We start from the raw sequence: 22,088 nt of genomic DNA on the forward strand, positions 1-22,088 counted from the left end.
GCTCAGACCCGGACAGGCGCAACCGGCGTCATGCGTTCGGCATATAGCCGGACAAGCTGCGCCAACTGCCCTTCGCCCGGGCAGGACGGGATCGAGGCAATCGCCCCGCTGAGGATATCTTGCAGATGTTTGATCGCGCCCTGCACGCCGTATTCTTCCACCGCCGAGGGGCGCTGGTGGATCGCATCTTGCCCCGCAGGCTTGCCAAGGGCGGCTTCATCATACAGCGCATCGCGCAGGTCATCGGCAACCTGAAACGCCTCGCCAATGCGCGCGCCCAGTTCTTCCCATGGTTCCGGCTCGTGGCCTGCGGCTTGCGCGCCCATCTGGGTGGCTGCCACAAACAGGGCCGCAGTTTTCGACCGGTGATACGCGCCCAGATCGACCTTTGATTCGCTTTCCCAGCCCTGCCCTGCGCATATGCCGTAGGGCATGCCAGTATGCCGCGCCAGCAGGCGCAACAGGCGCATTGCGCGGGGGGCGTCTGTATCGGATGCACCGGCCAGCAGGTCAAAGGCCGAAATGATCAGGCTGTCACCTGTCAGAACCGCCAGCGGTTCGGAATAGGCCATATGCACTGTGGGCTTGCCACGCCGGAAATCGGCATTGTCGAAAGCGGGCAGATCATCATGCACAAGGCTTGCGCAATGGATCAATTCCAGCGCGATGGCGGCGCGGTCGGACAGATCGGGGCTGTCATCGCCACAAGCGCGCGCAACGGACAGACAGATCGTGGGGCGGATGCGGGCACCGCCGGGGGTGACGGCATAGTTCAGCGCCGCGGCAAGGCGACCGGGCGCATGGCAGGCAGGATCAGTCGCCCCCTGCGCCCGCGCAATGGCAGATGACATGGCCCTGTCGATACGTTTGCTCAAGTCCATGGCATCCTCGCTTTGCTGTGTGTAATCTTTGTTAGACATGTTAGTGTAAATAATACTGGACAGTTTCCGCTAAAGAGTCAAGAATCTCTGACATGGATATGAATAAAGACTCGGTATTGGTCGTCGGGGCGGGAATTGGCGGCTTGGCGGCGGCCATCCGGCTGGCCGCGCGCGGGCTGGATGTGACTGTACTGGAGGGGCATGGCTGGGCCGGCGGCAAGATCAGGGTCATGGACAGCCCCGCAGGCCCTGTCGATGCGGGGCCAACTGTGCTGACCCTGCGCGATGTGCTGGACGATATGTTCACCGCCGCAGGCACCACGCTAGAGGCACATCTGACCCTGACCCCCCTGCCCGTTCTGGCGCGGCATTTCTGGACGGATGGCGCGCGGCTGGACCTGTTTCCCGATGCGCGCGCCAATTCCGATGCGATTGCCGCCGCCTTTGGCCCCCGCGCGCGGGCAGAGTTCGACCTGTTCCAACGCGACACGCGCGCCCTGTTCGACGCGTTTGACGCACCCATCATGCGCGCGGCGCGCCCCAGCGTTTTGGGGGCTGCCCGCGCAGCGCTTGCGCGCCCGCATCTGCTGCCATGGCTGCAACCGGGCAAGACCCTGCATGCCATGCTGGCGCAGCGCTTCTCCGACCCGCATCTGCGCCAGTTGTTCGGGCGCTATGCAACCTATGTGGGCGGAAACCCTTTGCACGCCCCGGCCGTTCTGGGGCTGATCTGGCAGGCAGAGGCCGCAGGCGTCTGGGCGGTTCAGGGCGGCATGGCCGCGCTTGCAAAGGCCCTTGCGGGGCTGTTCACCCAGCTTGGCGGCAATCTGCGGCTGAATGCCAGCGTGGCGCGTATTCTGTGTGACGGCAGCAAGGTGGCAGGCATTGAATTGAAGACGGGCGAGGTGTTGCACAGCAAGCAAGTCATCTTCAATGGCGACCCGGCTGCATTGGCCCATCTGCTGGATACGCCCGCGCGCGCCACCCCGCGCCGCCAGACCCAGCCGCGCAGCCTGTCTGCGCGCGTCTGGACCTTTGGCGCACACGTGCAGCCCCAAGGGCTGGGGCCGGATGCGCTGGCCTATCACACTGTCTTTTTCGCCGATGATCCGGCGGCAGAATTCGGCCCCTTGGCCAAAGGCCATGTTCCCCAAGCGCCCACGATCTATGTCTGCGCACAAGACCGCGCTGGTGTGCCGCCCACAGGGCGCGAGCGGTTTCAATTCATTCTCAATGCTCCCGCACTGGCCGAGGGCGCGCAAGACAGCAAGGACATGACATGTCAAACCCACCCGTTCGAGCGACTGGCCCAATTCGGGCTGCATCTGGGCCCGCGCCCGGACCCGTCCTGCGTGACGATGCCGCAGGATTTTGCACAGATGTTTCCCCACAGTCAGGGCGCGCTATACGGCCTCAGCCCGAATGGCACGATGGCGACATTCCAGCGGCCCACAGCCCGAACGAAAGTGGCGGGCCTGTATCTGGCGGGGGGGGGCGCGCATCCGGGGGCGGGGGTGCCGATGGCGGCACTCTCGGGCAAGCACGCAGCGGATGCAGCACTGGGCGACCGGATTTCCGCCGCGCGGTGGCGCCGAATGGCTACGCGTGGTGGTATATCGACGGCATCAGCGACGACGGCAGCCGCGCCCTATCGGTGATCGGGTTTATCGGCTCGGTCTTCTCGCCGTGGTATCGCTGGTCGGGGCGGCGCGACCCGCAAAACCATTGCTGCATCAATGTCGCAACCTATGGCCCCAAGGGGCGCTTCACCATGACCGACAGGGGCCGCAGCGCCCTGCGCCAAAGCGAGGATGTGTTCGAGGTTGGCCCCTCCTCCATCCGCTGGGAAGGGGACCGGCTGGTGATCGAGGTGAACGAGATCTCGTCTCCCCCGCTTATCAGCCGCGTGCGCGGCACGATCACGCTGCACCCCGAAGCGCTGTTTGGCCAGACCCACAACCTGACCCCCGATGGCAGCCATAGCTGGCAGCCCTTCGCGCCAATTGCGCGGATCGAGGTTGATCTGTCGCCCGGCCATCGCTGGCTGGGGCATGGCTATTTTGACGCGAATTTCGGCACGGCCGCGCTGGAAGATGATTTCAACTACTGGACATGGGGGCGCTTTCCCAATCGGGGCGGGGCCACCTGTTTTTATGACGCCGAATTGCGCAACGGGCAGGCGCAGGAAACCGCGCTGCATTTCCACCCCGATGGCCGTGTGGACAACATAGCCCCCCCACCGCTGACGCGGTTCGCGCGCAGCAAATGGGCCGTGCGGCGCGAAACACGCGCCGATGCGGGGTTTAAACCAAAGCAAGAACTGCCCATGCTGGACGCGCCATTCTACACGCGGGCGGCGGTGCGCACGCGCATTGACGGGGTGGAAAGCGTGGGCGTGCATGAAGCGCTTGACCTGCGCCGCTATGCGCAACCCTTGTTAAAGCCCATGCTGGCGGTGCGCGTGCCGCGCAGGCGCAATTGGGAATTCACATCAGGCAGGATCGGGGACCAGTGACAGCCCGCCGCTATTCTCAGCCAGAAATGGCAAGATCACCTCGCTGACACGGTGGGGCGCTTCTTCATGCAGCAGGTGGCCGTATTCTGCAATCTCGATATATTGCGCGCGCGGAATCCGCTTGGCAGCCTCGCGCGACACGCGCGCAGGCACCGCGCGATCCTTGTCAGAGGCGATCAGCAAGGTTGGCACCATGATCTGCGGCAGACGTTCGATCAGCGGCTCCAAGCGCCATTGCGCCATCATGCCCAAGGTGCCCTCGATATGGCGCTTGTCGCTGACAAGCCGCCGGTACAGCGCCACCCCTTCCGCGTCGAGCACAGAGCCGGTGCCTTTGAGCAACATCTCCACCTGATTGCGGTTGGACACAAGCCGCGTGACAATCGCCGCCACAAAGGGGCTTGCGGACATGGCCTTGGCCAGCCGTGGAAACAGCCAGCCTGCAAACCCGTCAAACGGGCCAAGCGCGGCATTCAGCCCCACCACTGCGCGGGGCGGGTTTGGCAGCACCTCGGCCATGCGCAGCGCAATCGCGCCCCCTGCCGAATGGCCGATAATCGCCACAGGCCGCCAGCCCTGATCATTGCACAGGGTTGCCAAATCGTCCGCCATCGCATCCAGCCCCAGCCGCATCATACCGCCCGCACGGGTAAACCCCTGCCCCGGCAGATCGGGCATGATGACGCGGTAGCCTGCCAGCAAAGGGGCCAGACGGTGGAAGCTATGGGCAGATGCGCCTGCCCCATGCAACAGCAGCACATCCGGCCCCTGCCCCATGACCTGCACATGCCATTCATGGGGTCGGCACCGGATCACGCGCGAGTGGTCTCGCATCGGCCAGTCCAGTGGGATGGCTTGCATCTTCTAGCCCCCCAAGGCGGCACTAAGCGTAGCCGACAGGCTGCGCGCGTCGGCCCTTGGCAGGGCGATCAGCGTGGCGCCCATCTGCGCGCTTAACTCGGCCAGCTGCGGCTTGGGGCGCAGGCTGGTGTCGATCACAAGCGCGGGTATGGCCTTGGCGGCAATGATCTTGGCAAGGCGCGTGGCATCAAGGCCCGCTTGCACGCGATTGGCGCTGCCATCCAGCGCGATATTTCCGCGCCCGTCCGTCAGCATGGCCAAAGTGGGGGTCATCCCGTGGCGGCGCGCCTGTTCGGCAGTGGACAGCGCCACTTGCAACGCATCGGCCAACGGTGTGGCTCCGCCGCCGGGCAAGCCCGCCAGCCTGCGCTTGGTCTGCACCAGGGAACGGGTGGGCGGAAGGCTGAGTTCTGCCGCATGGCCGCGAAAGGTGACAAGCGCCACATGATCGCGCGAAGAATAGGCTTCGGCCAGCATCAACTCAACGGCCCCCTTGGCCTCGGCCAGTCGCGCAAGTGCGGCAGAGCCGGACGCATCGACCACAAAGATAAGCACACGGTCGGTCTGTTCCTGATAGCGCTTGATGCGGATGTCAGAGGGCATCAGCAACAGCCTGTCCACCGCCCGCCCCGGCATCATCGCGCGGCGCATTTTCTGCCATGGGGCCGCTTGGCGCAGTGTCGCAATCACATCGACCCGCGCGCCCGATCCGGGCTTGCCCGCGCGAGAAGGCATGGGCCGGCCCCGGCGCATGGATTTGCGCTTGGCCCCTGCGCCGGAATTGGCGCTGGCCGCTTGGCGCGCCACGCGCGCGGCCTGCAATTTCGCCAGCAATCCGGGCGGCAGGGCCGCGCGGGCAGCCTCGATCAATATCTCGTCGGGGATGTCCATCTCGCTTTGGTCGCGGTCGCGGCCCTGATCCGGCTGGTCTTGTGGCGGTTCTGGCGGGGGGGGCGTGTCGTCGGGTTGGGGTGCATCCTCGGGGAAGGCCAGCGCCTTGTGCGCCATGACCAATGCCACGGCGACCTGCAAATCCTGTTCCTCGATCTGTGCGCCCCCGCGCCATGCTGCATGCGCGCGCGCGCATGCCAGCGCCAGAAGCGGCGCGCGCAGGCTGGGGATGGCCAGTTCAGCGGCGACCCGCGTCAGGCGGTCCAGCGCCGTGCCCTTGGCGATATGGCGCAGGCGGGTTTGCGCAGTCGCAATCAGCGCGGGGTTCAGCGCCAGATCAGCCGTATCCGACCACGCGAAACCATCAATATCCAGAAACAGGCCCAGCCTGTCGGCCAGCGCATTGGGCAGCCCTTCGCCGTCTTCCGCCGCTTCATCAAGGGCTACCAGACTCAGGCGCGGGTCACTGTCCAGCGCCTGGCCCAGCCGCACGGCAAGGCCGGGCGGGCAGCGTTCGGCCATTGTCAGCATCAGGCAACCGGCATGTTCCAGCAGGCCAGCATGGCGGTGCATCTCGCCTGTGGCCAAAGTCGCACTCAGGTCCATGCCGCCCATCAAAGCTTCGTCCGACGTGTACGGATGCAGCTTGCGCGGCGCCAACACCGCAAGCCCCGCCAGCACATGGTCGCGCACCGGCCCCGCCCGCCCGCGCAGCCACAAGCCGCGCAGCCCTGCGGGATCAATCGCCAGCAGCGTGACTGCAAGTGCGACTTGCCCCCAAGGGTCGGCCTCGGGCGCGGGGCGGCCGGATTGGCCGCTGGCCTCGTCAAAGGGGGTCAGGGCAGCACCTCTGCCAGTTGGCGGGCCACGCGCGCGCCAGTGCCTGCTTCATCCAGCGGATCGCGGCGCAGGCGGTGGCGCAGGGCCATGGGTGCGCCTGCCCGAATATGGTCGCGGGTCACTTCCTCTGCCCCCTCGAACGCGGCCAAGGCGCGCGCGGTACGCAGCAAGGTCAATTCGCCCCGCAACCCGTCAGAGCCAAGCGCCACACAGACCGACGCGCAGTCATGCAGCACCACGTTAGAGCTGCGCACTGCGGGCAATGCCGCGCGCGCGTCCAGAATGCGCGCGCGCAGGGCCGCGTCCTGCGGCTGCCATTCGGCCATAAAGGTGGCATAGTCGTTTTCATAGGCATCGCGGCGGCGGATCACTTCCACCCGCGTGTCAATTTCCTTGGGGCTGGTCACTTCCACCGACAGGCCGAAACGGTCCAGCAATTGCGGGCGCAATTCGCCCTCTTCCGGGTTGCCGGACCCGACCAGCACAAAGCGCGCGGCGTGGCGGATCGACATGCCCTCGCGCTCGACCACATTCTCGCCCGATTGCGCCACATCCAGCAGCAGATCAACGATGTGATCTTCCAGCAAGTTCACCTCGTCAATATACAGATACCCGCGATTGGCGCGCGCCAGAAGCCCCGCCTCGAACGCCTTTTCGCCGCGTGTCAACGCGCGTTCAATATCCAGCGCGCCCGTCACACGGTCTTCGGTCACACCAAGGGGCAAGTCCACCACAGGGGTGGGGCGGGTGACCATTTCAGTGTCCGTCACCTGCGCCCAATCGGGGCAATCCTCGGGGCGGGCAGAATTGACGGGGCAGCCCTTCACAGCCTCGATGGGCGGCAAAAGTGCGGCCAAGGCGCGCACAGCGGTAGATTTGCCTGTGCCACGATCCCCGAAAACCAGCACGCCGCCAATCTTGGGGTCGATCGCGGTCAGGATCATTGCGGTTTTCATCTCGTCCTGCCCGACAATGGCAGCAAAGGGGAAAGGCGTCATGCGGCCTCCTGTGTTTTGGTTGCGGCAAGGGGGTCGCGCCCTTGCCATGTGCCCACGCTGCCAGTGATACGGAAGCGGGCATAGAGTTCTTCGTTAAACCAGCCTTCGTCCCGCACCGCGCGAATAGCCTCGGCATGCGGGCCGCGCCGCGCGAATGCGGCCATCGTTTCGGCATCGGGCCAGATAGAGAAGGTCACCTGATGCAGCAGCGGCACTTCGCCAATGCCGATCTTGAAGATGATATTGGGGTCTGCGCCCACCTTCGCCGAAATATCCGGCACGCGCCCCCAGAACCGCAGCGCGCGCGCTGGCTTTACCGTGGCGCGGGTCATCGCGGCGATGGGGCCATCAGGGCCACCAACCGGCGCAAAGGGTTGCGCCCCGCCCCATTGGCCCCGCGCGGAATAGGGTTCCAGATATAGCGTCATGCTTTCATCCGCACGCGCGCGCCATTGGCTGAACGGGGCGCGCTGCAAACCGGCGTCCGCTTGTGCGCGGCTGTCCCAGCCCGCAAGGATTGCCCATGTGCCCCAGTTGGGTTTGGGGGTGAACCCCTCGCCCGTGCCAGAGCCGCAAAGCTTCCAGAAATTCAGCCCGTCAACGCGCGGCAACACGAACCGCGCCGCACCCATCTGCCCAATGACCCAAAACCGCGTCAAGGCCCGGTCAAAGCGAAACAGACTAAGCGTGACGGTTTGCATGGCGATTCCACTGGCTAACTGTAAACCCAGATTGTCACATGAACTGGACAGAGTAAAGGGGACAATGTAAATCTTGATTGACACTTCGGGAAAGTGTAGAGTTGAATCAACATAAAAAGACGGGAACCAAACATGTCTGATTCTGCGGCGCCACAGCGCGCGATTGTCATTGGTGCGGGCCTTGGCGGGCTTGCCTCTGCCATGCGACTGGGGGCCAAAGGGTATCATGTCAGCGTGATCGACAAGCTTGATCTGCCCGGCGGGCGCGGCTCTTCCATCACGCAAGGCGGCCACCGCTTCGATCTGGGGCCAACCATTATCACTGTCCCCCAAGGCTTGCGCGATCTGTGGGCCGCCTGCGGGCGCGACTTTGACCGCGATGTGACGTTAAAGCCGATGGACCCGTATTACGAAATCCGCTGGGCCGATGGATCAAGCTTCACCATGCGGCAGGACGAGGCCGCGATGGAGGCAGAGGTCAAACGCCTCTCACCCTCGGATGTGGCGGGCTACCATAAGTTCCTCAACGACTCCGAAGATCGCTATTGGTTCGGCTATGAAGACCTTGGCCGCCGCCCGATGAATGAATTGTGGGAGTTGATCAAGGTTCTGCCGCGCTTTGTCTGGCTGCGCGCAGATCGGTCGGTCTATGCCCATGCCGCGCGCCGTGTGCGCGACCCGCGCCTGCGCTTTGCGCTGTCGTTTCATCCGCTGTTCATTGGCGGCGACCCGTTCCGCGTGACCTCTATGTATATTCTTGTCAGCCATCTGGAGAAAGCCTTTGGCGTACATTACGCGATGGGCGGGGTGCAGGCGATTGCGAAAGCCATGGCGCAAGTCATCCGCGATCAGGGCGGGATGGTGCGCATGGGCACCGAGGTTGATGAAATTCTGGTCGAGAATGGCCGCGCCGCGGGTATCCGGCTGGTGGGGGGCGAGCGGCTGGAAGCCGATATCGTCGTCTCCAACGCCGATGCGGGCCATACCTATACCCGCCTGCTGCGCAACCGCCCCCGCAAGCGCTGGACCGATGCGAAACTCAAGCGCCAGCGCTGGTCGATGGGGCTGTATGTCTGGTATTTCGGCACCAAAGGCACGCGCGAGATGTGGCGCGATGTCGGGCATCACACCATTGTTGTCGGCCCGCGCTACCGCGAACATATCAAGGATATCTTCATCAACGGCAAACTGTGCGATGACATGAGCCTGTATGTCCATCGCCCCTCGGTCACCGACCCTTCGGTGGCCCCCGATGGGGATGATACATTCTATGTCCTGTCGCCGGTGCCGCATCTGGGCCATGACAATGGCGTGAACTGGGCCACCGAAGCAGAACCCTACCGCCAGAAAATGCTGGCCATGCTGGAAGACCGCCTGTTGCCCGGCCTGTCGCAGCATGTGACCGAAAGCCTTGTCTTTACCCCCGACACATTCCGCGACCGCTACCTATCGCCGTTGGGCGCGGGCTTCTCGATTGAGCCGCGCATTTTGCAAAGTGCCTATTTCCGCCCCCATAACGTGTCCGAAGAAGTGCCGGGCCTGTATCTGACAGGCGCAGGCACCCATCCCGGCGCAGGTGTGCCCGGCGTGATCGGCACTGCCGAAGTGCTGGGCCAGCTTGTCCCCGATGCGGCCCCTGTGGCCCCTTTGCGGATGGCCGCAGAATGAGCGCCGAACTTGACATGGAAGCCTGCCGCGCGGCGATCCGCACCGGATCATTGTCGTTTCATGCCGCATCGAAGCTTTTGCCTGCCCATGTGCGCGATCCGGCACTGGTGCTCTATGCCTTTTGCCGTCTGGCCGATGATGCGGTGGATGAGGGGCAAGACCCTGTGAATGCGGTCTTGCACCTGCAAGACCGGCTCGACAGCGCCTATGCGGGCAAGCCGCATAACGCGCCCATAGACCGCGCCTTCGCCCGCATGATCCAGACGCATGAGATGCCCCGCGCGCTGCCTGATGCCCTGCTCGAAGGGCTGGCATGGGACGCCGAAGGGCGGCGCTTTGACACGCTGTCGGGCGTGCTGGACTATTCCGCGCGTGTGGCCGCAGTTGTGGGCGCAATGATGTGTGTGCTGATGGGGGTGCGCGACCGCCACCGCCTTGCGCGCGCCTGCGATCTGGGCTTGGCGATGCAACTGACCAATATCGCGCGCGATGTGGGCGAGGATGCGAAACTGGGCCGCATCTACCTGCCGCTGGACTGGTTTGCAGATGCGGGGCTGGACCCGGCAGCGTTCTTACGCGCACCCGCCGCATCGCCCGAAATTCGCGCCATGACAGCCCGCCTGCTGCGCGAGGCCGACAGGCTCTATCACCGCTCCGAGCCGGGCATCGCCGCTCTGCCCCTGACCTGCCGCCCCGGCATATTCGCCGCGCGCACGATCTATGGCGGCATCGGCGGCGTCATCCGGGCGCAGGGCTGCGACAGCATTACCCAGCGCGCCATGACCGGCAAGGCACGCAAAATCGGCTGGCTGGCTACGTCCGGGCTGCGCGCCGCATTCAGCGTGGTGCAGCCGACAATGGCCACGCTCTATGGCAAACCCTGCCCCGAAGTGGCCTTTCTGGTCGAGACCGCCGCCCGCGATCATGACAAGTTCAGCCGCTCGGACACTTTAATCAACGCGCTCTCACGGCTGCGCGAACAGGATATGGCCCGCCGCGACCGCCAGCTTGGCTTGGATCGGCGCAGCGCCTGACCTATATACCCTGTGACGGAAACCAGTGCGAACGCGCCCGCAAGGGCGCCCAAGTAAAGACTTGCGCCCGTAAGGGCGCGCAATTAGGTCAGACTTGGTTTGCGCGGTACAGGCAGGAACAAAGGATACGCGATGGATTGGGCTCTGTTTCTGACATTTCTTGCCGCTTGCGGCGCAGCGGGCGCGACAGGGTCGATGTTCGAGCCGGGAAACTGGTATCGAGACCTGAACAAACCCGTCTGGACCCCGCCGGGAATTGTCTTCCCGCTGGTCTGGGTCACGCTGTATATCGCCATGGCCTATGCGGCCATGCGCATCGCGCTGCTGGACGGGTCCGCACAAGCGCTGGCCTTCTGGGCAGCACAGATCGCGTTCAACACCCTGTGGTCGCCCGTATTCTTCGGGCTGAAGCGCATGCGCGCGGCGCTTGTGATCGTGGGGTTCATGTGGGTGTTTGTGGCCGCCACGATGGTCAGCTTCTGGGCGCTGGACCCGATCGCGGGCATGCTGTTTGCGCCCTATCTTCTGTGGGTGACAATCGCGGGGGCGCTGAATTTCTCGGTCATGCAGCGCAACCCGCAATACGCCTAGGCCGCGTTGGGCGTCAGTGGTTCAGCGCGTAGCTTTTCGCGCTGGCCGCATGGTCGCCGAAGATCGTGCGCACATATTTGGCAAGATAGATGCGCAGCCACGGGGTAAAATGCTCTGGCGTGCGCTCTACAATAGCGCGCAGGGCAGGCAGATTGACCCAGTCAATATCGGCCACTTCCTCGGGGTTGGGCGTCACGCTCAGGTCGGCCATGACCCGCGCGGTATAGACCTGCACCACCTCATGCTCGATCAGCCCGCCACCCACATCGGCGCGGTACTCGATCTCGGTCGCATGGGTCAGGTCAATTCCGGTGATGCCCAGTTCTTCCTCCAACCTGCGATAGGCGCAGTCCAGATCGGACTCGCCCCAATGCGGATGGGTGCAGCAAGTGTTCGCCCATAATCCGGGCGTGTGATACTTGCTCAGCGCGCGGCGCTGGATCAGCACGCGGTCGCCTTCGGTCACAAAGACCGAAATCGCTTTGTGCCGCAGCCCGCGCCGGTGCACATCCAGTTTGTCCAGCGGTTTCAGCATGCCCTCTTCCCAGGCTGGAATAAGGGTGGTCATATATGCCCCGGTCGGACAAGGCCCGTCAAATGCAGCATGTTCTTGATCCCGATCTTGATATGCGCCATGGGGCGCGCCGCCACCAGTTTCTTGTTCATATACGCCTCGAATGTCAGGCGCTGCACGTCGATATCGTGACACAGGCTCACGAAGCGTTCGCGCCGCTCGTCCGACTTGTAATAAGCATCCTGCATCTGGCGCAACACCCGGAACACGGTCTTGTGTTCGCGCATGAACAGTTTTCGCGCCAATTTCAGGTCTTTTGCTTTGCCAGAGGCCAGCGCCGCCTGCGCAGCTGTCGCCGCCACACGCCCGCCGACCATGGCGTAATAGATCCCCTCGCCCGAGCTGGGCGCGACAACACCTGCCGCATCGCCCGCCAGCACCACATCGCGGCCATTGTCCCAACGGTCCATCGGGCGCAGCGGAATGGGTGCGCCTTCGCGCCGGATCGTTTCGCAATCGGTCAAACCCGACATGGCGCGCAGATCGGCGGTGGCTTTCTTCAGGTCCGCGCCATTGATCTCGGTGCCCATGCCGACACTGGCATGTTTGCCATGCGGAAACACCCAGCCGTAGAAATCCGAACTGATGCGCCCGTCATAGATCACATCACAGCGGTCGGGGTCATAGACGTCATTCGCGGGCGGGGCCTTGATGATCTCATGATACGCAATCACATAAGGGATCTTGTCGCCGCCGGGCACTTCGGCCCGCGCCACATTGGACCGCGCGCCATCCGCGCCGATTACAAGCGTCGTTGCGCTGCGCTGCTCCTCGCCCGTGGCCTTGTCGCGCCAGACGACATGGGTGCCCTCTACATCGCGCTCGATCCGCAGGAAAGTGCCGGTCAGGCGGTTTGCGCCGTGGCTGGCAGCGCGGTCGCGCAGGAACTCGTCAAAATCCTCGCGGTCCACCATGCCGACATAACCGTTCTCAATCGGAATATCGACCGCGCGGCCGGTGGGCGAGATCATCCGCGCCGTGGTGATCTGCGCCACGATCTGGGACATGGGAATATCGAAATCCGCAATGGCACGCGGCGGGATAGCCCCCCCGCATGGCTTGATCCGCCCTGCACGGTCCAGCAGTGCCACACGCTTGCCAGCGCGCGCCAGATCATCTGCCGCTGTGGCCCCTGATGGCCCTCCGCCCACGATGAAAACATCATACTTCATGGCTTATTCCCCCGGAACCATCAGCGCCTGCGGGCGCGGTGACATGATGCGCGCGGCCAAGGCCGCTGACGCTATGAATATTGTTGCCTGAAACAGAAAGACCGCGCCGAAGGCATCGGCCACCGGCAACAGGCTGCGCGCCAGATCGACCAGCGCCGCCCCTGTCAAACCGCCAAACCCAGCCGCGATGGCCTGCGATGCGCCCCAAAGCCCCACGCGGGTGCCTTCGCGCTTGTCCACGCCTTCGCCCGCCAGTTGCATCATCGAGCCAATGGCCGCGACAGCAAACATGCCGTTGAAGAACCCAAGCGCCACAACCAGCGGCACCAAGGGCAGCAGCCAGAAACTCGCGCCCGCAATGGCCACCAGCATGACCGCCGATCCGAGACAGCCCGCCACAACCCAAGCGCGCAGACTGCCAAGGCGAAAACCGGATGCCGCAACGCCCACCAGCACCATGCCAAGGAACACGCCCCCATTCTGCGCGCCCGACATTTGCGTGGACTGCCCCGGCGTATAGCCGAAAACCAACCCGGCATAGGGTTCCAAGATCAGTTCCTGCATGAAATAGGCGGTCATCGACAGGAACACGAAAAAGGTGAAATGCCGCGCGCGGGTATCGGCCCATATCTCGCGCATCCCATCGCGGAAACGAATAGGCGCAGGGGCGGGCCGGATGATCACGCGCCGTTCAATCCCCCAGACAGCAAGAGTGGTCAGCGCTACAGCGCCCGTGCAGATGATCGCGACAATGACCAGCAAACGCGCATGGCTGTAAGGGTCCATAAACTTGCCCGCCGTGATCGCCGTCAGCGCGATGCCTGCAATCATCATCAGCCATGTGATTGTCGCCGCCGCAGGGCGGCGGTGTTCTGCCGTGGCTGTGGCCAGAAGCGCCAGAAGCGAGGTGCCAGATGCCCCAACACCCAGCCCGATTACAGCATAGGCGACCAGCGACAGCGCCAGCCCAAGGCCGAAATGCGTCTCAAGCAAGGGTATAGCAAATGCCGCGCCAAGCCCGCCCAAGGCCAACAGCCCCATGCCCGCAATGATCCAGCGTGTGCGGTTGCCGCCCTGATCGGCCAGATGGCCCCAATTGGGCCGCGTGATCTGCACACCGTAATGCAGCGCCACCAGAAACCCCGGCAGCACCACAGGCAAGGACAATTCCACCACCATCAGGCGGTTGAGGGTTGAGGTCATCAGCACCACAATCGCCCCAAGGCAGGCTTGCACCAGCCCAAGGCGGAAAATCTGAAACCAGCTTAGCGTCATGCGCCAATCCCCCGCAGGGCAAAGGCCGCGACCATCATGCCCAGCACATAAGGGCCAACGCCGGTGCCATTGAACCACGGCGCCAGCTTGGCCGGGTCTTTGCGCCAGCGCCCCAGCGCCCAGATCTGCACACCAATGCCAAGCGCGATAATACCCGCATGAATGGGCGCGCCCCAGATCAGCAGCAGGAACACGACAACCAGTTGCGCCAGCACCATCACCGTGCCCGCGACTGTGGCCGCATCTACTGGCCCCAAAGTTACGGGCAGCGATTTCAGGCCCATCTGGCGGTCACCTTCAATCGCTTTGAAATCATTGATTGTCATGATGCCATGTGCGCCAAGGCCATACAGGACAGCGATTGCGACAATCTCGAACCGCGGTGCACCGGCGGCGATGACGGCAGCACCTGTGAACCAAGGCAAGCTTTCATAGCTTAGCCCCACCAGCCCCGGCCCCCACCAGCCAGACCGCTTGGCGCGCACAGGTTCTGCCGAATAGGCCCATGCGGCCAGCACGCCCACAATCGTTGCGCCAAAGCCCCAAGGGCCAAGCTGCCAGCCGACGGCCAGCGCAAGCACGCTCATGGCAAGGGCGATATACAAGCCCCAGCGCCCCGGAATACGCCCCGAAGGGATCGGGCGGTTGGGTTCATTGATCGCGTCCACATGCCGGTCGCACCAGTCATTGGCGGCCTGCGACATGCCGCAGACAATCGGCCCCGCCAGCAAGACACCCAGCACAACCAAAGCCCAGCTTTCCGGCCATACCCCAACCGAGATGATGCCGCACAAATAGGCCCACATCGGCGGAAACCATGTGATGGGCTTGATCAGTTCCAGCATGGCGCGCGGTTGCGGCAGGCCAGAGGGGTTTGGGCGGGTGTGCAGACTCATATCACTCATGCTGTAAACTTTGCCTTACATTTTGGATTCCATCAAGTGTTAATTTGTCCTGACACTCGGCGAGTTTTTGCGCAGCGGGACCGGGGAACGTTGAACATGCGCGCAACGTTCATATCTGACACGCAGCGTTGAATTGGAGACGACATGAAATTTCGATATATTTTCCCCGTGGCGCTTGCGCTTAGTGCAGGTCCAGCCCTTGCAGAACGAACCCCGCCCGAAGAGGCGCTGCCATTGTCCGAAATCGTCGCAGGGCTGGAAAACAGCTTTGACATACATTTCATCGACGAGATCGAATGGGATGATGATGGCTATTGGGAAATCGAGATGTTCACCCGCGACGGGGCGAAGGTTGAAGTCAAGATTGACCCCGTCACTGGAGAAGTGCGCCGCGATTACTGAAGGTATGCTGTGCGTACGACGGGCCGATCTGGAACCGGCACGCGGGTGCGCCGGTGGCTGTGCAGCTGACCTCTTGCACATGGGTCGAAGGCCAGACCAGTGTTGAGAACAGCCGCTCGAACACGGCAGAATGCCACTGGCAGATCGGCGCGTCTGCCGAAATCTGCGCTAGCGGATTGCCCGCAATCTCGAACACCAGCGGGCTGTGGCTGACCACGCGGAATTTGCCGGAACCGGCAAATGTCCATGCGTGTTTCGCAATTGCTGCCGATAGAAGCCGCGCGCCCAGCGCATAGGGCAGCGCGCGGATCAGGCGCTGTGCAAGGCGCGGGATGCGGTGGGCCAGAATATAATCCCCCGTTGCCAGCCCCGCCGCGCGCTGGATGCGCGGCGCGCGGTCTGGCAGGAACAGGCGCACCGCATTGTGCAGGCGCGCCACCTCATCTTCCGGCAGCATGCCTGCATCCAAGGGCGGCGCTTCAATCTCGGCGCGGTAGAGAAGGGCGTGGCGCAATGCCTCGCCAATCTCGGCATCCAGCACCGGCAAATGTTGCAGAACCGCATTCGGCCCGATGCGCGCCTGTCCTTTCATCCGGGGCTACTCTGCCGGTTCGCGCATGCCGGGCGTTGCGCCATTGGGCATGCGGAAGGGGCGCGGCGCATCTGCCTCGTCACTCATTTGCCCGCCACCGCCGCAGGCTTTGATGGCGTTGCGCTCCTCGGCGCGTGCCTTGCCTTGCACCCTCAACGCTTCGCGCCGCTCTGCCGCCTTGCGCTTTTTATCGGCGTGATCTTCCCAATCCGCCATTTGCGCATCGGCAATGGTGCGGGTCATGTCAAAGCCGAAATCCATCTTGTCGCGCGATTCCAGCGTGAAATAGCCGTTCTTGCCCAGATCATAGAACTGGCGCTGCACACCGGCTTTCAAAAACGCCTTCAGACAGCCCAGCAGGTATTTCCGCCGGTAGCCGGTGCCGCGCCACGGGTAATGGAACAGCGCCTTGCGCATATAGAAACGGCGGTAATTCTTCAGCACCCCTTCCAGCAGCCCGCCGCGCGTCATTTCCTTGGGCTTCATGATGGGGGTCACGAAGTTGTACTTGGAGTAGTCGAACACCTCGACCTGATCGCGCAATTCCTGAAACAAGGGCGTGAAGGGCCAGGGCGTATACATCGCCCAGTTGGCCAGATCCGGCTGCCAGTCCCACGCCATCTGGAAGGTTTCTTCCAGTGTCTCGGCGGTTTCATTGTCCAGCCCGACGATAAACTGCGCCTCGGTGAAGATATCAGCCTCGCGCAGCAGGCGGATGGCTTCCTTGTTATCCGCGACAGTGGTTTCCTTGTTGAACTGGTCCAGCTTCAGCTGTGCGGCCGCTTCGGTGCCCAGCGAGACATGCACAAGACCGGCCTTGCGGTAGAACGGCAGCAGTTCCTTGTCGCGCATGATGTCGGTCACGCGGGTGTTGATACCCCATTGAATGCGGTCAGGCAGGTCGCGGGCGATCAGCTCTTCGCAGAATTCAATGAATTTCTTGCGGTTGATGGTGGGTTCCTCATCCGCAAGGATAAAGAAGCCGACACCATGGTTTTCGACCAGATCCTCAATCTCATCGACCACTTTCTTGGGGTCGCGCACGCGGTAATCGCGCCAGAATTTCCACTGCGAACAGAACGAGCAGGTGAACGGACAGCCGCGCGCCATGTTCGGAATGGCCACACGGCGGTTCAGCGGCACATAGATGTATTTGTCCCATTCAAGGATCGACCAATCAGGCTTGATCCCGTCCAGGTTCTTGACAGTCGAGGCCGCTTGCGTGGCGACAATCTCGCCCTCTTCAGTGAAGGCCAGACCGTGGATTTTGCGCCGGTCGGCAGGCCAGCGCCCTTCGGCGATGGTTTGCATCAGATTGACGACAATCTCTTCGCCTTCGCCACGTACGATCACGTCAATCCACGGCGCTTCGCTGAGTACCTGACGGAACATGAATGTGCCGTGAATGCCGCCCAACACCGTTACGGCATCGGGGGCGACATCTTTGGCTATGCGCAACACTTCTTCGGCCACATAGATCGACGGGGTGATGGCAGTGACGCCCACCACATCGGGCTTCAATTCGGCCAGTCGTGTGCGCAGACTGTCATCGTCGATGTGATTGGTCATCGCATCGATGAAATGGATGTCATCAAACCCTGCGCCCTTTAGCGAGCCGGTCAGATAAGCCACCCAAGCGGGCGGCCAACTGCCGGCAATCTCGGCACCGCCAGAATGATAATTCGGGTGAACAAAGACGATTCGCATGGGTTCCCTCCATTGTGTAAACATAAACTGACACACAATGTGGAAACTTTAATTGACACAGATCAAGCCTGCGCAAATACGCAATGTAAAAACAGGATTATCCTTCGTCCTTGCTGACCAGATCGTATTTGCGCAGCTTCACATACAAGGACTGGCGCGACAGCCCCAGCATTTCTGCGGCAGCAACACGGTTGTTGCGGGTCAGTTCCAGCGCGGTCTCGATACAAATCTTCTCAATCACATCCGTCGTTTCGGACACGATGTCTTTCAGGGTGGACGATCCGACAAGTTCGATCACGCCTTGCATGTTCTGGTCCTGCCCGCTGCCCGTATCAGGGCGCACAGCACCCGCACTGGACGCGTTGCGCAACACCAGCGCCAGAACAGGATCAAACTGGTCATCCAGCCATGTCGCCGAAATCTCGACACCCACCTGTGCGCCAAAATCGGTGTTCAGCTTGGTGGCATACATGCGCAACTGCCCCGCGCGGCGGGCATTTTCCAAAAGCACGCGCAAATCCACTGCGCCGCGGGCCAGAAACTCTGCCAGCGACCGCCCCCGCACCGCCGAGGCCGAGGGCACATCGGTCAGGTTCAGGAATGTCTCGCTTGCTGCCAGAATATTCCCGTCACGGTCTGAGAACACAATCGCATCAGACCCATGGTTAAACAATTGCCGCAGGTTGGAGGTCAGACGCTCATCCGCCACCACACCCGCGCCCGGATCTGACAGGCGGATGATGGCCAACTGCTCGCCCGAGGCGCGGAACATCTTGCCAGACAGTTGCAGCCTGCGCTGCGACGACTTGATTTCAACCTCCATCATCGCGGCAGACCCAACCTGAACCGGCTTTTCCAACCCGGCTACAAGACTGTCGCGCGTGTGATCGGCAAAATAGTCGGCAAGCGATTTGCCCAACAAGTCACCACGCGTGCGCGCCAGCATCAGCGCTGCATTATGGTTAATATCGACAATCAACCCCGACCCGACCGACACCAGAATAATAGAGTCGCTGGTGAAATCCATCAGCAGCCGGTAGCGCGTGTCAATCTCGCGCTGCGCTTCGTGGTCGCGTTCCAGCGCGATCTGGGCATTCAGCAACATTTGCTGCATTTCAATCGTCGGGCGCTGATCCTGCCCCAACATCAGCACATGACGCTTGTCATGCAGCAGATGCAACGCATAGCGCACCGGCAATGTCTCGCCCTGCCCCAGCATATGCAGCAACTCGACCCAGCGCGGCGGACTCACCTCTGGACTGGCCGCGTCTTTTGCAAGCTGATCGACGCGCTTGCGCATCTTCTCAGTCGACATCGAGTCAATAAGTTCAGACAAAACCTTGTCTTTCCATCCCGCCACTACACCTGTAACGGGAGAGCCTTTTTTGGATGACACCGCTTTGATGCGGCCCTCGGGGGACAGGACAAGGCAGATATCGGCCATGCTTGTAAGCACAGATGACGTCAAGGGATCATCAATGAACCTTGCAATTTCTTCTGGCCCTGACAGCCCACCATGATCTGGCAAGGTCACTCGCTTCCCTCCTGCCGCCGCATTGGCAGCCAAACTTGCGGTCGTTAAGCGAAATACTGCTATTCTGCTGCCGCACTGATCTGCTGTATGCCGCAAGAATGAAGGGCGCGGCTTATGTCACTTGTGACAAGATCCGCGCCAGTTATCTCTGCGATTCGGCGGTGATGATTATCGCTATCGGAGCCTGAAACCAAGCCCCCTCCGATCACGATCGGTATGTGGTGTTGTGACCATGTCCGCAAGTCGCGCACCATATGGCCACAGGGCAGAAGTGACGACTCGTTTGAGACGGAAATAAAGACAGCATGGAACCTGTTATGTGTCAGAATATCGCGCAACTCGGTCGTTTTGGGCAAAAGCATGACTTTCACAGACACGCCAATCCGGCGCAACTGGTTGGCCGCCAGCATCAGGCCGACAGTATGCTGCTCGCCTGCGGGTAAGGTCATCAGAATGCGGCCATCGCCCATACGGCCCGTCCGGTCCGACGCCCATGCCCGCCCCAATTCGCGCAGCAGGTTTTGCAGCCGCGCGCATGCCATAGAGGCATGCAGAATATCAATTTCCTCGTCATGCCATTCCTGCCCGATCATCCCCAGCGCATCTGGCAGATAGGCATCCATGACATCCTCTGCCGAAATGCGCCTCAGGCGCATCTCTGCATATAACGCGCTGAGCGCGCGGTTGTCACCGCTGCGGGCAAAATCGGTCACCAGTTTGGCAATGACGCCGCTCAGCGGGCCATTCCCGCAATCAGAGGCGCGGGTCAACTCCGAGACAACGCGCATCGCGAACCTGCGAAGCGGCATATCCTCGACACGTCTTGTAGATGTTACCGGCTGCACCAGACCATCCATGACCTCCGCCCCCTCGTATGTGCGGCAGCTATTACCCCCTCTGACACCAAAGGGCTTTGACGGCGACATGCCGTCAACCATTACCGTCTCAGGAAGCTGCAAGATTGTCAAACAAAACTTACAGATTCAGGCCACCCCAAAGGGGCAAGACCCAAACATTTCACGCATCTACCTGTTTTTATTGCCTTAGCTGCGAAATAACCCTCGCTCGATGCGTAAACATTAGCTGGCACAATCCCGATTTCAACGTGTAAGTTTTAGTTGACACTTATCGCAATCAAAGGCTAAGCTGATCTCAGGAATCGCGATTGGGGGGCCATATGGCGCAGAATCTGCAAAAAGCGCTCTACACGCCAGAGCAACGCAAAAAGCGCGACGCGTCGCGCTGGACGCTTGTTCAGGGCATTCTGGCGCCGGTGCAATTTCTGATCTGCCTTGTCTCGGCGGCACTTGTTCTGCGCTTTTTGATGACAGGCGAAGGCTATATGGCCGCGACCATCTCGGTTCTGTTAAAGACACTAGCGCTTTACACCATCATGGTCACGGGCGCGATCTGGGAGAAAGAGGTCTTCGGCCAATATCTGCTGGCCCCTGCCTTTTTCTGGGAAGATGTCGTCAGCTTCGGCGTGATTGCCCTGCATACCCTGTATCTTGTGGCCCTGTTCGCAGGCTTCATGACCCCGCAGCAACTTATGCTGCTCGCGCTTGTGGCCTATGTGGCCTATTTCGTGAATGCCGCACAATTCATCTGGAAATTGCGCATGGCGCGCCTCTCTGCCACCCCATCACAGGAGGTGTCAGCATGAGCACCGGTTGCCGCGATACCCCCGTTCTGAAACAGCGCGGCCAGCGCGAAGTGTTCTGCGGCCTGACAGGCATCATCTGGCTGCACCGCAAGATGCAGGACGCCTTTTTCCTTGTTGTCGGCTCGCGCACCTGCGCGCATCTGCTGCAATCGGCAGCGGGCGTCATGATCTTTGCCGAACCCCGTTTCGGCACCGCCATTCTGGAAGAAAAAGACTTGGCCGGCATGGCCGATGCGAATGAGGAACTGGACCGCGAAGTAGACCGTCTGCTGGCGCGCCGCCCTGATATCCGGCAGTTGTTCCTTGTCGGCTCCTGCCCGTCCGAGGTGATCAAGCTGGACCTTGCCCGCGCTGCAGAACGCCTAAGCGCTGCGCACGGGCCCAATGTCCGCGTGCTGAATTTCTCCGGCTCGGGCATCGAGACAACATTTACCCAAGGCGAAGACGCCTGCCTTGCGGCCATGGTGCCTGCCTTGCCGCAGACTGACGCGCAAGAATTGCTGCTTGTGGGCGCGCTGCCAGATGTGGTCGAAGATCAGGCACTTGACCTGCTGGCGCAGATCGGCGTCACGCCTGTACGCTGCCTGCCCTCGCGCCGTGTGCAGGACACGCCCGCCATTGGCCCGAACACGGTTTTCGCCCTGACCCAGCCTTTCCTGGGTGACACCCACGCCGCCCTGACCCGCGCAGGCGCGCGCCACATCTCTGCACCCTTCCCCTTTGGGGCCGAAGGCAGCACGCTCTGGCTCAAGGCTGTTGCCGCCGAATTCGGCATCGCGCCCGAGAAGGTTGATCAGGTTGTCGCCGCCCCCCGCGCGCGTGCCGAAAAAGCCATTGCCGCCGCTGCAACCACCCTGCGCGGCAAGCGCATCTTCTTCATGCCTGACAGCCAGCTGGAAATCCCGCTGGCCCGTTTCCTGACCCGCGAATGCGGCATGGACGCTATTGAAATCGGCACCCCCTATCTGCACACAGACCTGCACGGCCCTGAACTCGACCTCATCGCCGCTGGTCCTGTCATCTCCGAGGGGCAGGATGTCGATCTGCAACTCGACCGCGTCCGCGCCGCCCGCCCGGACCTGACAGTCTGCGGCCTTGGCCTTGCCAACCCACTGGAAGCAGAAGGGCTGGCCACCAAATGGGCCATCGAGTTGGTTTTCACCCCTGTGCATTTCTACGAACAGGCCGGTGATCTGGCCGCGCTTTTCGCGCGCCCCCTGCGCCGCCACGCGGCGCTGAAGCGCCAGCACCCCAACCGGCTGGAGGCAGCAGAATGACCCACCC

21 protein-coding genes are annotated in these 22,088 nt (G+C 62.2%); 8 read left to right on the forward strand and 13 right to left on the reverse strand.

What is annotated here, in order from left to right:
• Nucleotides 1–2: 2 nt before the first annotated feature.
• A complete protein-coding gene (locus BG455_RS09720; RefSeq protein WP_071469798.1) occupies nt 3–881 on the reverse strand; it encodes a polyprenyl synthetase family protein in 879 nt (292 codons plus the stop codon).
• 92 nt (nt 882–973) lie between these two features.
• Between BG455_RS09720 and crtD the strand changes: the two genes are divergently transcribed.
• Entirely contained in the window at nt 974–2,539 is a 1,566-nt protein-coding gene (gene crtD / locus BG455_RS09725) for a 1-hydroxycarotenoid 3,4-desaturase CrtD (protein ID WP_071469799.1), read from the forward strand.
• A complete protein-coding gene (gene crtC / locus BG455_RS09730) occupies nt 2,506–3,396 on the forward strand; it encodes a carotenoid 1,2-hydratase (protein WP_071469938.1) in 891 nt (296 codons plus the stop codon). Before crtD ends, crtC begins: the two co-directional genes overlap by 34 nt.
• Here the strand turns inward: crtC and bchO are convergent.
• The 4 genes from bchO to crtA are packed head-to-tail and all read right to left on the reverse strand — an operon-like array spanning nt 3,373 to nt 7,687.
• Nucleotides 3,373–4,230, reverse strand: coding sequence for an alpha/beta fold hydrolase BchO (gene bchO, locus BG455_RS09735; RefSeq protein ID WP_245735517.1), 858 nt, complete (start codon nt 4,228–4,230; stop codon nt 3,373–3,375). The two genes, crtC and bchO, sit on opposite strands and share 24 nt — an antisense overlap.
• A 30-nt stretch (nt 4,231–4,260) precedes the next feature.
• Complete coding sequence (locus BG455_RS09740) at nt 4,261–5,988, reverse strand: magnesium chelatase subunit D (protein WP_084386234.1); 1,728 nt, start codon at nt 5,986–5,988, stop codon at nt 4,261–4,263.
• A complete protein-coding gene (gene bchI, locus BG455_RS09745; RefSeq protein ID WP_071469802.1) occupies nt 5,985–6,986 on the reverse strand; it encodes a magnesium chelatase ATPase subunit I in 1,002 nt (333 codons plus the stop codon). Before bchI ends, BG455_RS09740 begins: the two co-directional genes overlap by 4 nt.
• Nucleotides 6,983–7,687: a spheroidene monooxygenase gene (crtA, locus tag BG455_RS09750; protein ID WP_071469803.1), complete on the reverse strand. Its 705-nt coding sequence runs from the start codon at nt 7,685–7,687 to the stop codon at nt 6,983–6,985. The genes bchI and crtA overlap by 4 nt, the downstream gene beginning before the upstream one ends.
• A gap of 132 nt (nt 7,688–7,819) precedes the next feature.
• Here crtA and BG455_RS09755 point away from each other — a divergent pair, with 132 nt between their 5' ends.
• The 3 genes from BG455_RS09755 (at nt 7,820) to tspO (ending at nt 10,980) form a co-directional block, all read left to right on the forward strand.
• Nucleotides 7,820–9,355: a phytoene desaturase gene (locus BG455_RS09755; RefSeq protein ID WP_071469804.1), complete on the forward strand. Its 1,536-nt coding sequence runs from the start codon at nt 7,820–7,822 to the stop codon at nt 9,353–9,355.
• Nucleotides 9,352–10,389: a 15-cis-phytoene synthase gene (crtB, locus tag BG455_RS09760; RefSeq protein ID WP_071469805.1), complete on the forward strand. Its 1,038-nt coding sequence runs from the start codon at nt 9,352–9,354 to the stop codon at nt 10,387–10,389. The genes BG455_RS09755 and crtB overlap by 4 nt, the downstream gene beginning before the upstream one ends.
• A gap of 132 nt (nt 10,390–10,521) precedes the next feature.
• Nucleotides 10,522–10,980 (forward strand): tryptophan-rich sensory protein TspO, encoded by a 459-nt coding sequence (gene tspO, locus BG455_RS09765; protein ID WP_071469806.1) that lies wholly within the window; start codon nt 10,522–10,524, stop codon nt 10,978–10,980.
• A 13-nt stretch (nt 10,981–10,993) separates the two neighbouring features.
• Here the strand turns inward: tspO and idi are convergent, their stop codons facing one another.
• Genes idi through chlG form a run of 4 tightly spaced genes read right to left on the reverse strand, consistent with a single transcriptional unit; the run spans nt 10,994 to nt 14,897 of the window.
• Nucleotides 10,994–11,548 (reverse strand): isopentenyl-diphosphate Delta-isomerase, encoded by a 555-nt coding sequence (gene idi / locus BG455_RS09770; protein WP_071469807.1) that lies wholly within the window; start codon nt 11,546–11,548, stop codon nt 10,994–10,996.
• Nucleotides 11,545–12,726 carry a geranylgeranyl diphosphate reductase gene (locus BG455_RS09775; RefSeq protein ID WP_071469808.1) on the reverse strand — a complete coding sequence of 394 codons (1,182 nt, stop codon included), beginning with the start codon at nt 12,724–12,726 and terminating at the stop codon, nt 11,545–11,547. Before BG455_RS09775 ends, idi begins: the two co-directional genes overlap by 4 nt.
• Before the next feature lie 3 nt (nt 12,727–12,729).
• Nucleotides 12,730–14,001: a BCD family MFS transporter gene (locus BG455_RS09780; RefSeq protein WP_071469809.1), complete on the reverse strand. Its 1,272-nt coding sequence runs from the start codon at nt 13,999–14,001 to the stop codon at nt 12,730–12,732.
• Nucleotides 13,998–14,897, reverse strand: a complete 900-nt coding sequence (gene chlG, locus BG455_RS09785) for a chlorophyll synthase ChlG (RefSeq protein WP_071469939.1) — start codon at nt 14,895–14,897, stop codon at nt 13,998–14,000. Before chlG ends, BG455_RS09780 begins: the two co-directional genes overlap by 4 nt.
• A 153-nt stretch (nt 14,898–15,050) precedes the next feature.
• Between chlG and BG455_RS09790 the strand changes: the two genes are divergently transcribed.
• A complete protein-coding gene (locus tag BG455_RS09790; RefSeq protein WP_084386235.1) occupies nt 15,051–15,308 on the forward strand; it encodes a PepSY domain-containing protein in 258 nt (85 codons plus the stop codon).
• On the opposite strand, the gene bchJ is transcribed toward BG455_RS09790, so the two are convergent.
• The 4 genes from bchJ to BG455_RS09810 form a co-directional block, all read right to left on the reverse strand.
• The gene (gene bchJ, locus BG455_RS09795) at nt 15,280–15,900 is read right to left on the reverse strand and encodes a bacteriochlorophyll 4-vinyl reductase (protein ID WP_071469810.1); all 621 of its coding nucleotides are present in this window, start codon (nt 15,898–15,900) and stop codon (nt 15,280–15,282) included. The genes BG455_RS09790 and bchJ overlap by 29 nt on opposite strands.
• A gap of 6 nt (nt 15,901–15,906) precedes the next feature.
• Entirely contained in the window at nt 15,907–17,607 is a 1,701-nt protein-coding gene (bchE, locus tag BG455_RS09800) for a magnesium-protoporphyrin IX monomethyl ester anaerobic oxidative cyclase (protein WP_071469811.1), read from the reverse strand.
• A gap of 97 nt (nt 17,608–17,704) precedes the next feature.
• Complete coding sequence (ppsR, locus tag BG455_RS09805) at nt 17,705–19,051, reverse strand: transcriptional regulator PpsR (RefSeq protein WP_143079908.1); 1,347 nt, start codon at nt 19,049–19,051, stop codon at nt 17,705–17,707.
• A 149-nt stretch (nt 19,052–19,200) separates the two neighbouring features.
• A complete protein-coding gene (locus BG455_RS09810; RefSeq protein ID WP_143079909.1) occupies nt 19,201–19,998 on the reverse strand; it encodes a cobalamin B12-binding domain-containing protein in 798 nt (265 codons plus the stop codon).
• A gap of 320 nt (nt 19,999–20,318) precedes the next feature.
• Here BG455_RS09810 and bchF point away from each other — a divergent pair, with 320 nt between their 5' ends.
• Together bchF and BG455_RS09820 are read left to right on the forward strand one after the other, a co-directional pair.
• Nucleotides 20,319–20,804 (forward strand): 2-vinyl bacteriochlorophyllide hydratase, encoded by a 486-nt coding sequence (bchF, locus tag BG455_RS09815; protein ID WP_071469813.1) that lies wholly within the window; start codon nt 20,319–20,321, stop codon nt 20,802–20,804.
• A complete protein-coding gene (locus BG455_RS09820) occupies nt 20,801–22,081 on the forward strand; it encodes a ferredoxin:protochlorophyllide reductase (ATP-dependent) subunit N (RefSeq protein WP_071469814.1) in 1,281 nt (426 codons plus the stop codon). Before bchF ends, BG455_RS09820 begins: the two co-directional genes overlap by 4 nt.
• Nucleotides 22,082–22,088: the final 7 nt, after the last annotated feature.

This window comes from Roseinatronobacter thiooxidans, from assembly GCF_001870675.1.
Lineage (GTDB): Bacteria > Pseudomonadota > Alphaproteobacteria > Rhodobacterales > Rhodobacteraceae > Roseinatronobacter > Roseinatronobacter thiooxidans.